Genomic DNA, 13,338 nt, shown 5'->3' on the forward strand with positions numbered 1-13,338 from the left:
CCTGCGGTTATGCCCCGACGGAAGGATCGTGGGAAAATCTGCTCATGGTCCAGCGCCCGAGTGTGCCGACCGCGCCCGAGCTCGTCCTGGAGACCGACACGGGCTCCACCGTGATGAATCCGGGCCGCGTGTACCACGTAGGCCGGGACCCGCTGAGCGACGTCTTCCTCGACGACGCCCGGGTCTCCTGGCACCACGCCAACCTCCATACCGACGGGGACCACTGGACCCTGGAGGACGAGGGGAGCACCAACGGGACCTGGGCGGACGGCCACCGGGTCCGCGAGTGGGGCGTCGGCCCCGGTACCGAGCTGCGGTTCGGCAGCGTGTACGACGGCCCGCGCGCCGTCCTGGTCGGCCGTGCCCAGGAAGCACCGGCGTGGTCGGCCCCACCCGCCGCCCCCGCCCCACCCGCATCGTCCACCCCGGAGTCCCCGGCCGCTCCGCCCCGTGCCGCCGCTCCCGGCTTCGCGGGGCCCGCCCCCGCGGGTGCCGCCGGCCCGACCGGCGTGGCCAACCCCTCGCTGACCGCCACCTTCCGCGAGCCGACCACCGTCCGGCCGGTCCCCGCCCGGACGGCCGTGCGCATCGGCCGCTCCTCCGAGAACGACCTGGTCCTCGAAGACCTGGTGATCTCCCGCCGGCACGCCGAGTTCCGCGCCCTCGCCGACGGCACGTACGAGATCGCCGACCTCGGCAGCCACAACGGCACCTACCTCAACGGCACCCGGATCGACCGGGCCGCCGTCGCCCAGGGCGACATCATCGGCATCGGCCACCACTCCTTCTGCCTGGTCGGCGACCAGCTCCAGGAATACGTGGACACCGGCGAGGTCTCCCTCGACGTCCAGGACCTCACCGTCAGCGTGGACGGCGGCCGCCGGGTCCTCCTGGACCACGTCTCCCTCCCGGTCGGCGCCAAGTGCCTGCTCGGCATCGTCGGCCCCAGCGGCGCCGGCAAGTCCACCCTGCTCGGCGCGCTCACCGGCCTCCGCCCCGCCGACCAGGGCACCGTCCTCTACGACGGCCGCGACCTCTACCACGACTACGCCGAACTGCGCAGCCGCATCGGACTGGTGCCCCAGGACGACATCCTGCACGCCCAGCTCACCGTCCGCCGCGCCCTGTCCTACGCCGCCGAGCTCCGCTTCCCCGAGGACACCGTGAAGGCCGAACGCCAGGCCCGGGTCGACGAGGTGATCCGCGAGCTCGGCCTGGAACAGCGTGCCGACCTGGCGATCCACAGCCTCTCCGGCGGCCAGCGCAAACGCGTCTCCGTCGCCATGGAGCTCCTCACCAAACCCTCCCTGCTGTTCCTCGACGAACCCACCTCCGGCCTCGACCCCGGCATGGACCGGTCCGTGATGCACATGCTGCGCGGCCTCGCCGACGACGGCCGCACGGTCATCGTCGTCACCCACAGCGTGCTCAGCCTGGACGTCTGCGACCGGCTGCTGGTCCTGGCCCCGGGCGGCAGGACCGCCTACTACGGCCCGCCGGACCAGGCCCTCGGCTTCTTCGGCTACGACCAGTGGCCGGAGGCCTTCGAGGCGTTCGAGGCCCGCACCGACCGCGACTGGGCGGCGGAGTACCGCGCGTCCGCCTTCCACGACCAGTACGTCGCGGGCCTCGCCCGGCAGCCCCTGCTGTCCGCGGAACGCCCCGCCGCCGAGGGCCGGACGGCCCCGCCGCCGCCCCCGGCCCGGAGCTGGGGTGCCCAGCTCTCCACCCTGGTCCGCCGCTACGCCGCCGCGCTGAGCGCCGACCGCACCTTCCTCGCCATCATGGTCGGGCTGCCGTTCGTGATGGGCGCGATGGTGCGCGCCCTGGCCGGCTCCGAACTCACCCCCGACACCGCCACGAACGCCCTGCTCATCCTGTGCGTCGGCGGAGTGCTCACCGGCGCCGCCAACGCGGTCCGTGAACTGGTCAAGGAACGCGTCATCTACCAGCGGGAACGGGCCGTAGGACTGTCCAGATCCGCCTATCTGACCTCCAAGGTGGTCGTCCTCGGCGCGATCACCGTCGCCCAGGCCGTGCTCCTCACGGTGGTGGGACTGGCCGGAGTGGACCTCAACGCCCCGCGCGGCCAGGGGGTGCTGATGCCACCGCTGATCGAGATCACCCTCTCCGTCGCGCTGCTGTCCTTCTCCGCGATGATGCTGGGCCTGGTGATCTCGGCGCTGGTCCGCAAGGAGGAGGTCACGATGCCGCTGCTGGTCCTCCTCACCATCGTCCAGGTCGTGTTCTGCGGAGCCGTACTGGACCTCGAAGGAGCCATCGTGCTGGAGCAGATCGCCTGGCTCGTGCCCGCCCGGTGGGCCTTCGCCTCCATGGCCGGCACCATCCAGCTCGGCGCGATCGTGCCCCGCCCCTACACCAAGGACCCTCTCTTCGCCCACGACGCCGACGTCTGGCTGACCAACATGGGTGTGCTGGTCGTGCTGTCGGCGGTGTGCTGGGTCCTGGTGAGCCGCCTGCTGCGCCGCCAGGAACCCGCCATCATGCGGAAGTAGCCGCCCATGACCAGTCCCGATGCCGGTCCCGAATTCTCCGCGCTCCCCGACTTCCACCCCACCCACGTGGTCCCGCGGGAGGGACTGCCCGCCTGGGAGGCGCCGGACGCCTCCCGCCCCACCATGCCCCTGGACGCCTTCCTGCCCGTCCGGCTGCTCTCCCGGCGCGGCGCGTGGGGCGAGGTCCAGTGCGCCAACGGCTGGACCGCCTGGGTCGACGGCCGGCTCCTGGTGACCGTCCCGCAGCCGCCCCCCACCGGCGGACGCCCCCTCGAACGCTCCGATGACGTCCGCCCGCTCCTCGCCCGCTCCGCCGACTCCCTGGACCGCTACCGCCGGGCGGCCGAGGACCACGCGGCGGGCCACACCGACCCCGACGCCTTCCGGACCGCCACCCGCGGCCTGCGCGCCGGCATCGTCCTGGACGGCGAACAGGTCTGGCTGTACGACGAGTCCTCCGGGCGCTGGATGTACGGCGACGGGACCGCGCTGGCCACCTACGCCGTCGCCGGCGGACCGGAGCGGACCGGACCGGGGGCCGCCGCAGCCCCCGGCGGAGCCGCGGGCTCGGCGGCTCCCGCGTCCGCGGCCTCCGCTGCGCCCGCCGCGGACTCCGGTTACGGGCCGCCCACACAGGTCGACGTACCGCGGGAGGACGCCGCACCGCCCGGCGGACCCGGTACGGAGACCCCGGACCACGCACCCACCCGGGTCGACCACCCGCGCCCGCCCGACGGAGGACGCTGATGCCGGCCCGGCCCGGTGATGACAGCTCTCCCTTCGTCGACGGCCGCCCCTCCGGCCTCCAGGGCAAGCAGTTCGCCGGCTACCGGGTGGAGAACGAAATCGGGCACGGCGGCATGGCGGTGGTCTACCGGGCCACCGACCTGCGCCTGGACCGCACCGTCGCCCTGAAGCTGCTCGCCCCCGAACTCGCCCGCAACGACACCTTCCGCAAGCGGTTCGCCCACGAGTCACGGGTGGCCGCGGCCATCGACCACCCGCACATCGTCCCCGTCTTCGAGGCGGGCGAGGCCGACGGCATGCTCTACATCGCCATGCGCTACGTCCGCGGGCTCGACCTGCGGACCCTGCTGGACCGGAGCGGGCCGCTGCCCCTGGACACCGCCACCCGGATCACCGGACAGGTCGCCTCCGCGCTGGACGCCGCCCATGACCACGACCTCGTCCACCGTGACGTGAAACCCGGCAACATCCTCATCGCGGAGGGCACCGACCCCGACCATCCGGAGCACGTCTACCTCACCGACTTCGGGCTGACGAAGAAGTCGCTCTCCCTCACCGGGTTCACCAGCGTCGGAGAGTTCGTCGGCACCCTCGACTACGTCGCCCCCGAGCAGATCTCCGGCAAACCGGTGGACGGGCGCTGCGATGTCTACGGCCTGGGCTGCGTGGTCTTCGAAGCCCTCGCCGGCGGCCCGCCGTTCGAACGCGACGACGACATGGCCCTGCTGTGGGCCCACCTGTACGATCCGCCGCCCCCGGTGAGCGCCCGGCGGCCCGGCCTGCCGCCCGCCCTGGACGACGTACTGGCCAAGGCGCTGGCGAAGGTACCCGAGGACCGCTGGGCCACCTGCCTGGAGTTCGCCGCCGCCCTGCGCCGCGCCGGGGCCGGCCACACCGACGCCGGCCCGGACCCCGGCGGCACGCAGCCGCTGCCGCCGGCGGACACCGGCCCGGCGGCGCCACCGCCCGAGCCGCCGCAGTGGGCACTGCCGGTGTTCCGGCGCGACTAGGCGGTGTCTGACAAATGATCACGGACTGGTTCACGGAGCCAGAGGATCAGTGAGGCCAGGACCACTCCGGCGCGGTAGCGGTCGGCGAGCTTGTCGAACCTGGTTGCGATCGCGCGGAACTGCTTGAGGCGAGCGAAGCATCGTTCGACCACATTGCGGTCGCGGTAGACCTCCTTGTCGAAGGCGGGCGGCCGGCCGCCGATGCGTCCTCGGCGCCGGCGGTTGGCCGCTTGGTCGCGGCGTTCGGGGATCGTTGCGGCGATGCCCCGACGCCGCAGCAGGTGCCGGATCGCCCGGCTGGAGTAGGCCTTGTCGCCCAGGACTCGGACCGGTGTCGTGCGCGGGCGGCCGGCTTCGGCTCGCGGAACACGGATCCCGGCCAGGACCTGGCCGAACGCGGTGGCGTCGTTGACGTTGCCGGGCGTGAGCACGATGGACAGGGGCAGGCCCCGGCCGTCGACGGCGAGGTGGACCTTGGTGGTCAACCCGCCTCGGGACCGGCCGAGGGCCTGGCACGTCTGCGAGCGGCCCGAATTTTCCACTTCACCCCCGTCTGCGACCCCTTTTTACGTGCGCCGGCGGCGTGCTGGTGGGCCCGGTTGATCGTGGAGTCGACGGCGATGGTCCACTCCACCCGGCCCACCGCGTCGTCACGGACCTGCACATGCTCCAACAGCCTTGCCCACGTGCCGTCCGCCTCCCACCGGGCGAACCGCTCGTAGACCGTCTGCCACGGCCCATAGCGTTCGGGCAGGTCACGCCACGGAGCCCCGGTCCGCAACCGCCACAGCACACCATTGACCACCTGCCGGTGATCACGCCACGGCCGACCACGCCCGTCCGCCTGCGGCAACAAGGGCTCTATCCGCTCCCACGCCACATCCGCCAACTCACCTCGACCTGCCACAAGATCAATTATCGGACAAGCCTTGGCGCGCTCTGCAGGTGCCGCCCAAGCAGGCTGGCGGCACCTGCCTGCCAGGGAGAGCAACCTGTCGAGCAACAGCTGTGCCACAGGGCGCGTTTCCCTCTGGCGTGGCAAATGCCTATCCCTGTTGAATGCCTGGGTAGCTGCTTCTAGTTGGGTGTTCGACGGGGGGCCAGTGAGCACAGGGGCGGGGTCTGAATCCGAAGCTCCGACCGAGGCATCAGGCCCACCGCCGGTCGCACCACGCCGACCAGGCAGGCTGGGGGAGATCGCGGCAGTGCTGTCTGCTCTCGCGGCCGTAGCCGGCGTGCTGCTGGTGGTCTTCGGTGTCGCGAGCCCTCAGCCCTCGAAGGGCGGGGGCGGATCTGCTTCCCAGCCTGAGCCGACGGTCACTGCACCCCCGACGGCAGCCGGCTCTGCACCACTGTCTTCACCGCCGCCGACTACACCACCAGCGTCGCCATCTGTGCCGCCTGGCACGGTGCTTCGCACCGAGAGCTTTGACCTCGCCAATGGCTACGGGTTCAAGGTCGGCAGCGCGCCACTGCGTCCAAAGCCGAACGACACCGAGCACGATTGGCATGTGTGGAACAGCGACGTGTCGATGACCACCCTCCAGGCGGTGGGAGGAGCGCACTTCGTGCTCCTAGGCCAGGACGAGGACCCCAGCTTCGCAACCTGCCAGCGCCGCTCCGCGTACGTGGATTATCTCGAAAGCAACAAGCTGGACGGCAGGAATGTCTGCGTCTACACCACAAAGGGCATGATCGCCCTGATACACGTCGACTCAAGTACCCGGCTGGACCAGTACTCCTACAATTTGGGAGTGACGGTCACGATCTGGTCGGCCTGAATCAGAGCCGATGTATCGCTCGCGGCTCCTTAAACTTGGGGCATGACCCCCCATGCTCTGGCTCCGCTAACCCAGCCAGGTGACCATTTGTCAAACAGGCTCTAGGCCGTCATCAAGCAGTGGCGCGACCTCGCCACCCGATCCGACAAGACCGCCACCACCTACCTCGCGGCACTCCACATCGCCGGAATCCTCGTCTGGTCCGCGAGCTGATCCAACGCCTCAGGCCACCGCGCCAAGAACCGCCAAGGTCAGGGCGATACCGGCCGTTGCCCCCAATACCAGAGCGGCGACAGCCGCCGCCCGGCCGACACCCTGCTCGAACGGGACACTCTGCACAACCTTGTGCAGCACGGGCGCCACCACCGCGATGAGGCCGAAGCCGAGAGCGTGGAGTCGACTGCGCCGGCGCCGCGGCCCATCAGCGAGCGGCGTCCGGCACCGCAGCCCGCCGCGGCCGCCGCCGGGCGTGCGGAGGAGCTCACCCCGTGGTGCGGTCCGTCCTGCGCCGCTGCACCGGCTTCGCCAGCAGGGCCCCCAGGAACCCCGCCACCGCCCCCCACAGCAGCGCGAGGCCGACGGTGCGCCAGAGCACCGCGCGCAGCTCGATCCGGCCGCCGAGGGCGTCCGTCTCGCCCAGGCCCAGCAGGGACAGCCCGAACCGGGCCTCGATCCGTCCCAGCAGACACACGGTCAGCACGGCCAGGGCCAGCGCCACCGCCAGGTGCAGCGAGTGCTGCCAGGGCCGTACCCGCGCGGAAGACCGTACGGCGGCCAGGAAGCCCGTACCGAGCAGCAGTACGGCGGCCAGGACGACCAGCCACCAGGCCCGGGCGTCGTGCTCGGCGAGCGCGTGCACGTCGAGCGTGGACACGCTGCCGTCCGGGGTGCGCAGCACACGGTCGAGGGCCGGGGGCATGGGCAGGCCGAACGGGCCCTCGACCCGGCCCTCCCAGGCACCGCCGAAGCCCACGGTGAACGCGAGCCAGGCCAGGTTCGGCAGGCCGAGCAGGATCACGGCGAGGGTCTCGGGCGTCCGGTCCCGGGTCACCGCGGTCACCAGCCCGACGACCACGCCGATCGCGACGTACGCGAGGAGCAGCACGACGGTGGCGTAGGCGGCGGGCCGCACCGCCTCGTGGAACCGGACCAGTCCGGCGGGCAGCGGGGCCCGCCGCGAGACCAGCAGGGTGATCAGCAGCAGGCCGAGGATCCACAGCAGGCCGAAGAGCAGGGTCTGCGGGACGTCGGCCCGGAACCCGAGGGTGGGGGCGGTGTCGAGGAGGTCACCGAGGTCGCCCAGCTCACCGAGATCGCCCAGGTCGGAGGCGTCACCGGGGTCGCCCGGGTCGGTGGACCCGTCGGTGCCCTCATCCTCGTCGGTGTCGCCGTCCTGGCCCAGCGGGGTGCCCACGGAGATGCCGAAGGTGTGGCGGGCGGCGAACGCGAACCCGGTGAGCACCACCAGCCAGAGCACGACCAGGGGCGCGGCCCGCAGGAGGAGTTCCCCCGGCGCCGCGACGGCCCGGCCGCGCAGCGGCCGCAGAAACCGGGAGCCGGTGGCGAGCGCCCCGGCCAGGCTGACGGAGAGCGGCAGCACCGAGAGCACGGCCTCGGCGCCCGCGAGGAAACCCGCGTCGCCGGACACCTCGACCGAGCCGCCGGCCGCCATCACCACCACCGCGGCCACCACCCGCGGATAGGCCCCGCCGGGCAGGTCGGCGGCGCCCGCGAAGGCCAGGCCGGCCGCGGCGAGCACGGTCATCGCCGCGAACCCCGCCAGGACCGCGAGCGCGGCATCGCCCCAGGTGCGTTTCGCGGAAGGGCGCAACGGTTGGGTCACGTGCCACGGTAGGCATCCTCCGCTTGCGGGCACCACCGCAGCGGCGCACACAATGGTTCGCAGGAGTGACAGCAGCGACAGGGGGTCGGCCGGCCGCTCGGGAGGGCATCCGTGACCACACAACCCTCGGGCACACCTCCGTCGGAACGCCCCACCGGACCTCCGGCAGGCCCGCTCTCGGGCGGGTCCTCAGACGGGTCCTCGGGCGGCGGTCCGCCGCCCCCGCCGCCTCCGTCCGCCCAGGGACCCCCCAGCGGGCCCATCGGACCCGCCGGTACGGGCGGGACCGGCGGGTCCTCCGGCGGCGGTACGGGCGGCCATGGCGGCCCCGGCGGCCCCGGAGGGGACGGAGGCTCCGGTTCCGGTGGGGAGAACGGGCGCCCGTGGTGGCGGTCGCTGCCCCGGGCGATCACCGCGGTGGTCGTCCTGGCGGCCGCGGCGGTGCTGGCCGTGGTGCTGATCCGGCCGGCCGGGACACCGGTGACCGGCGGCGAGCTCTTCCTCCAGCCGGCCGGGTCCACCGGCCAGGACCCCTTCACCGAGTCCACCGCCACCACCGGCGGCGACCAGATGCCCCCGCCCGCCACCGGCAGCACCCCCACCGCCCCGGCGACCGGCATCGTGGCCACCCGGCCGGTCAGCGGCGGTGAACCGGGCCTGTACGGCGGAACGAGGGACCAGGCCAGCTGCGACGTGGAGAAACAGATCGCCCTGCTGACGGCGGAGCCGCAGAAGAACGCGGCCTTCGCCTCCGCCCTCGGAATCCGGCCGGCCGCCGTCCCCGGCTACCTGCGCTCGCTGACCCCCGTGCAGCTGCGCGTCGACACCCGGGTGACCAACCACGGCTACCAGGACGGCCGCGCCACCAGCTACCAGGCCGTGCTCCAGGCGGGCACGGCCGTCCTGGTCGACAACCGCGGCACGCCCCGGGTGCGCTGCGCCTGCGGCAACCCGCTGAGCGAGCCGGTGGCCCTGCAGCCCGACTCCAAGCGGTACGGACCGCTCTGGCCGGGCTACCACCCTCAGCAGGTGGTGGTGATCGCCCCGTCCAGCACGATCGTCAAGACGGTCCCGATCTACGACCACAGGGAGGGGCGCTGGTTCGAACGCCCGCCCGGTGACCACAAGGAACCGGACAAGCCGATCCCGCCGCCGGTCATCAGACTCCCCGAGATCCCGCCCCCGGTCACCGGCACCCCGACGGGCTCGGGCATACCCACCGGCTCGGGCATACCGACGGGGTCCGGTACCCCCACGGGCACGGATACCCCCACGGGCACGGGTACCCCGACCGGCACCGGTACCCCGACGGACTCGGGTAAGCCGACGGGATCCGGGACGTCGACGGAGACCGGGAAGCCAACCGGATCCGGGACTCCAACGGAGACGGAAACGGGCACGGGTACGCCGACGAAATCCGGGACCGCGACCGAGCCCGGTACGCCGACGAAATCGGGGAGCGCAACGGACACCGGTACGCCGACGAAGTCCGAAGCGCCAGAGACCGGGACGGCAACGGACACCGGAACGCCCACCGGCACGCCCGCGAAACCCGGGACCGCCACGGAAACCCGCACCCCCACCCCCACCGGCACCCCCACCGGCTCCCGTACGCGCACCGTCACCCCCGGGGAGACCGGCACGCGCACGCAGAACGAAGAGGAGGAGGGGGAGGACAGGGGCGAGGAGACCGGCACTCCCGCCGAGCCCCGGCGGACAGGGCCGAGCAGGCCCACCGTAACCCCGCCGCCGGCCACCTCCACGACGCGCCGGCCGACCGTGCCCCCGACCGCCTTCCGGCCCACGTCCCGGCCGCCCACCCCCTCCCCCTCCCTCTCCCAGTCCTCGTTCCGTCCGTTCCGGACCGACTCCGGAACGCCGAACACCCCGCGCTGACCGCCGACCAGACCAGACCAGACCAGAGCAGGCCAGGCCAGGGATACGGTCAGGAGATCCGCTCCACCGACGCCGCCACGTCCGCCAGGTCCTTGGCGATCGCCTTGGCCACCGCCCTGGAGCCCAGGCCACCGAGCAGCCGCGCGAGCAGCGGCAGCTTGCCGCCGGGCAGCGGCCGGGCCGAGAACGTCATCCGCACCGCCGTCCGGCCAGGCGTAGGTGCCGTCAGCCGGAACTCGGAGAAGTAGTGCATCCCGTGGTTCTCCGCCTCGGTCACGTAGCGCACCGGCGCGTCGCACACCGTCACCCGCATCTCCTCGGTGGCGGACTTGCCGAACATCCGGCGGGTCTCCCGCCACCGGGTGCCCACCCGGAACGGTCCGGGAGTGAGTACCTCCACCGCGTCCACCCCGCTCACCACCAGCGGCATCGACTCGAGATCCGTCAGCGCGTCCCAGACCGCCGGCATCGGTGCCGCGATCTCCCGTTCGACCGAAACCTCACTGTTCGCCATGGTCCGGATTGTCCCGCCGCCCCGACCCCCGCGCGCGGCGCCGATCGGGCCGATCGGTGAGACAGTGGCTGCATGGCCCACCAGGTCGACTGGCCGGCCCGGCCGGACCTGAGCCTCGCGCTCAACCGCATGGGCACCTTCGACTGGGACCTCGACAGCGGACAGATGCATCTGGACCCGACCGCGCTCGAGGTCTACGAACTGCGCCCGGAGGAGTACAGCGGTACGCCGGTCGGCCTCAGGCTGCGCATCCCGCCCGCCGAGGAGGCCCGTATCGACGCCCTGGTGTCGCAGGCGCTCAAGGACGGCCGCGACCGCTTCGGCGCGTACTTCCGGATCCGCCGCCGGGACGGCTCTCCCCGCTGGACCCACATCCAGGGCCACATCCTGCGCGACACGGCCGGACGGCCGTACCGGATCATCGGGATCGTCCGGGACGCCGCCCACGACCCCCGCGAGCCGCAGTCGCAGGGCCGGCAGAGCGAAGGCCGCCGCCGGATGACCGGGGTGGTGGAGCGTACGACGGCGATCCTGGCCCACGCGCGCACCGTCAACGACGTGACCGATGTCCTCAAGGACCCGGAGGCGCTGGGCCATCTGGGTGCGGTCAGCGTGATGCTCGGCGTCATCGACGGCGGCCGGATCCACCTGGTCGCCGAGGGCCAGCTCGGCTCGTACGTGCCCGAGATCGAGTACACCCGGATCGACGCCGCCTTCCCGATGAGCGAGGCGGTACGCACCCTGCAGCCGGTCTTCATCCGGTCCCGGGAGGAGTTCCAGCGGCAGTACCCGCTGCTCTGGCCGTACATCGAACCGCTTTCCGTGCGCAGCGGGGTCTACCTGCCGCTGATCGCCCAGGGGCGTCCCATCGGCGCGCTGGGTCTGCTCTACACCCGGGACGGCGACTTCTCCGCCGAGGAGCGGAACCTCCTCGTGGCCCTGGGCAGCGGCATCGCGCAGAGCCTGCAGCGGGCCATGCTCTTCGAACAGGAGCACGACCTGGCCGAAGGGCTGCAGCGGGCCATGCTGCCGCGGCGCATCCCGGAGGTGCCCGGTGCGCGGATCGCCGTGCGGTACCAGGCCGCGCGGATGGGCCGGGACATCGGCGGGGACTGGTACGACGTGATCCCGCTCGGCGAGGGGCGCGTCGGGGTGATGATCGGCGACGTGGAGGGCCACGACACCGATGCGGCGGCGGTGATGGGGCAGCTGCGGATCGTGCTGCGGGCCTACGTCACCGAGGGGCACACCCCGGGCACGGTGCTGGCCCGGGCCTCCGCCTTCCTCCGGGAACTGGAGACGGAACGCTTCGCCACCTGTACCTACGCCGAGGTGGACCTCAACTCCGGCATGGTCCAGATGGTCCGGGCCGGCCACCTCGACCCGGTGGTCCGGCGCGGCGACGGCAGCTGCCACAGGGTGGCGGTGGCCGGCGGCCTCCCGCTCGGGCTGGCACCGCGCGAGCACCTCGGTTTCGGTCCCGGATCCGGCGGAAGCGGATCCGGGTATCCCGTCACCAGCCTGGAGCTCCACCCGGGTGACACGCTGCTGATGTGCACGGACGGGCTGATCGAGCGGCCCGGCGAGGACCACGACACGGGCTTGCGCGCGTTCATGGAGGCGGTGCGGGACGGCCCGGCGGACGTGGACGGTCTCGCGGACGCGCTGGTGGACCTGGTCGGTGACGCCGGCGGGGCGGACGACATCGCCCTGCTGCTGCTGCGCCGCAGGGGCAGCCCGGCACCGCGCGGGAGCGGCCCGCTGCGCCAGCAGTTCGTCCCCGGCGACCCGGACGGCCCGGCCACCGCCCGCCATCTGATCCGCGCGGCGGCGGCCGCGTGGGGCGCCCTGGAGCGGGCCGACGAGATCGTGCTCGCGGCCGACGAGCTGATCACCAACGCCCTGGTGCACACCGACGGCGGCGGGCAGGTCAGCCTGCGGCTCACCCCGGAGCGGCGGATCCGGATCGAGGTGGAGGACAGCTCCAGCGCGCTGCCGCGCCGCCGCGACGCCGGGGACTGGGCGGTCTCGGGACGCGGCCTGATGCTGGTCGACCGGCTGGCCCGGGACTGGGGCGTGGAACCGCGCGGCAACGGCAAGTGCGTGTGGTGCGAGTTCGTCGTCCCGGATCCGGGAAGCCCGGCGGGCGGACAGCCGTAATCGTCCGACCGTCGGTCCGTCCGACCGTCGGTCCGTCCGACCGCCCGGGCGCCCGGGTTCCCGCATCGCGCGGCTCGGTTCAGGCGGCGGCGTGCGGGCCGTGGACGGACATGACCTGCTGCATGGCCGTCAGCTGCCGGACGAACCGCATCGCCAGGAGCGCCGCCACCAGCATGAGCAGGTTGCCGCCGGCGCCGAGCAGCGCGGCGTCGCGCAGCTGTTCCGCCGTCTCGGCGGCCTCGTAGACCTCGTCGGCGATGTAGCCGGCGACCGAGCCGACCGCCCACATCACCCACCACGCCGTCACCGGGGCGGTGGACACCTTCCGGAACTCGCCCCCGGGGCCGTACTGCGTGCTCGCGTGCCAGGTGTCCTTGGCGATCCCGTACGGCATCACGAGATTCACGAACGGGAAGAACCAGGCCGCGACGGCCCACCCCGCCGTGCGACGGAACCCGTCCCGCCGGAACACCTCGCCGTTCACCCGGACCCGGTAGAACCAGACGAGGAAGACCACGCCTGTGGCGAGGAAGAGGACCCCCAGGACGCCCCCGACGGCGATCAGCGTCCCATCCGCGGCGTCGAGGTCCTTCCCGGCGGCCGGTCCCTCGGTGAACGCCCGGTGAGCCGCGAGGTGAACCCAGACGCCTGCCGCCACGGCCGCCGCCAGCAGCGCGACCACCAGGGAGAACAGGATGCCGAGGGCGGTCGCGAGCCCCTGCACGGGACGCGTCGCGGGCGGGGCCGGGGCCGGATACGCGGTCGGATCGGAGGACCGGGGGCCGAAAACGTCGGCGGACATGCTGGAAGAACCCCCTACGGGTTGAAGTTCGGTAAGCGGTGACTGGTCACCGGGCGCGCGGCAGCACGC

The 13,338-nt window shown here is 72.9% G+C and carries 10 protein-coding genes; 6 read left to right on the forward strand and 4 right to left on the reverse strand.

Translation table 11 applies throughout. The features are described from left to right. Window positions 1-44: 44 nt before the first annotated feature. From AC067U_RS29100 to AC067U_RS29110, 3 genes are read left to right on the forward strand one after another with little or no spacing between them, the layout of a single operon-like run. Window positions 45-2,516 (forward strand): ABC transporter ATP-binding protein/permease, encoded by a 2,472-nt coding sequence (locus AC067U_RS29100; protein WP_478832764.1) that lies wholly within the window; start codon window positions 45-47, stop codon window positions 2,514-2,516. A gap of 6 nt (window positions 2,517-2,522) precedes the next feature. Next, window positions 2,523-3,263: an SH3 domain-containing protein gene (locus AC067U_RS29105; RefSeq protein ID WP_478832765.1), complete on the forward strand. Its 741-nt coding sequence runs from the start codon at window positions 2,523-2,525 to the stop codon at window positions 3,261-3,263. Continuing rightward, the gene (locus AC067U_RS29110) at window positions 3,263-4,273 is read left to right on the forward strand and encodes a serine/threonine-protein kinase (RefSeq protein WP_478832766.1); all 1,011 of its coding nucleotides are present in this window, start codon (window positions 3,263-3,265) and stop codon (window positions 4,271-4,273) included. Before AC067U_RS29105 ends, AC067U_RS29110 begins: the two co-directional genes overlap by 1 nt. Here AC067U_RS29110 and AC067U_RS29115 read toward each other — a convergent pair. Next, window positions 4,270-5,180, reverse strand: a protein-coding gene (locus tag AC067U_RS29115; protein WP_478832767.1) for an IS5 family transposase whose coding sequence is annotated in 2 segments (ribosomal slippage) — window positions 4,270-4,820 and window positions 4,820-5,180 — 912 coding nt in all. Because the reading frame shifts where the segments join, the coding sequence is not laid out codon by codon here. The genes AC067U_RS29110 and AC067U_RS29115 overlap by 4 nt on opposite strands. A gap of 502 nt (window positions 5,181-5,682) precedes the next feature. On the opposite strand from AC067U_RS29115, the gene AC067U_RS29120 reads away from it, so the two are divergent. Beyond that, a complete protein-coding gene (locus tag AC067U_RS29120) occupies window positions 5,683-6,054 on the forward strand; it encodes a hypothetical protein (RefSeq protein ID WP_478832768.1) in 372 nt (123 codons plus the stop codon). Between the two features lie 481 nt (window positions 6,055-6,535). Here the strand turns inward: AC067U_RS29120 and AC067U_RS29125 are convergent, their stop codons facing one another. Further along, complete coding sequence (locus AC067U_RS29125) at window positions 6,536-7,897, reverse strand: streptophobe family protein (RefSeq protein WP_478832769.1); 1,362 nt, start codon at window positions 7,895-7,897, stop codon at window positions 6,536-6,538. 417 nt (window positions 7,898-8,314) lie between these two features. On the opposite strand from AC067U_RS29125, the gene AC067U_RS29130 reads away from it, so the two are divergent. Further along, the gene (locus tag AC067U_RS29130) at window positions 8,315-9,793 is read left to right on the forward strand and encodes a DUF6777 domain-containing protein (RefSeq protein ID WP_478832770.1); all 1,479 of its coding nucleotides are present in this window, start codon (window positions 8,315-8,317) and stop codon (window positions 9,791-9,793) included. Between the two features lie 49 nt (window positions 9,794-9,842). Here AC067U_RS29130 and AC067U_RS29135 read toward each other — a convergent pair whose 3' ends face one another. After that, window positions 9,843-10,307 carry an SRPBCC family protein gene (locus AC067U_RS29135; protein WP_478832771.1) on the reverse strand — a complete coding sequence of 155 codons (465 nt, stop codon included), beginning with the start codon at window positions 10,305-10,307 and terminating at the stop codon, window positions 9,843-9,845. 72 nt (window positions 10,308-10,379) lie between these two features. Between AC067U_RS29135 and AC067U_RS29140 the strand changes: the two genes are divergently transcribed. Then, on the forward strand, window positions 10,380-12,467 hold the full coding sequence (locus AC067U_RS29140; protein ID WP_478832772.1) for a SpoIIE family protein phosphatase: 2,088 nt from the start codon (window positions 10,380-10,382) through the stop codon (window positions 12,465-12,467). A 79-nt stretch (window positions 12,468-12,546) separates the two neighbouring features. On the opposite strand, the gene AC067U_RS29145 is transcribed toward AC067U_RS29140, so the two are convergent. Next, a complete protein-coding gene (locus AC067U_RS29145) occupies window positions 12,547-13,269 on the reverse strand; it encodes a DUF4328 domain-containing protein (protein WP_478832773.1) in 723 nt (240 codons plus the stop codon). Window positions 13,270-13,338: the final 69 nt, after the last annotated feature.

Source organism: Streptomyces sp. NPDC043853, assembly GCF_056436025.1.

Bases quoted from the DNA above. Each gene is read 5' to 3' on its own strand.
- AC067U_RS29100 (WP_478832764.1), top strand. From the start codon at position 45: ATGGTCCAGCGCCCGAGTGTGCCGACCGCGCCCGAGCTCGTCCTGGAG.
- AC067U_RS29135 (WP_478832771.1), bottom strand. From the start codon at position 10,307: ATGGCGAACAGTGAGGTTTCGGTCGAACGGGAGATCGCGGCACCGATG.
- AC067U_RS29110 (WP_478832766.1), top strand. From the start codon at position 3,263: ATGCCGGCCCGGCCCGGTGATGACAGCTCTCCCTTCGTCGACGGCCGC.
- AC067U_RS29145 (WP_478832773.1), bottom strand. From the start codon at position 13,269: ATGTCCGCCGACGTTTTCGGCCCCCGGTCCTCCGATCCGACCGCGTAT.
- AC067U_RS29105 (WP_478832765.1), top strand. From the start codon at position 2,523: ATGACCAGTCCCGATGCCGGTCCCGAATTCTCCGCGCTCCCCGACTTC.
- AC067U_RS29140 (WP_478832772.1), top strand. From the start codon at position 10,380: ATGGCCCACCAGGTCGACTGGCCGGCCCGGCCGGACCTGAGCCTCGCG.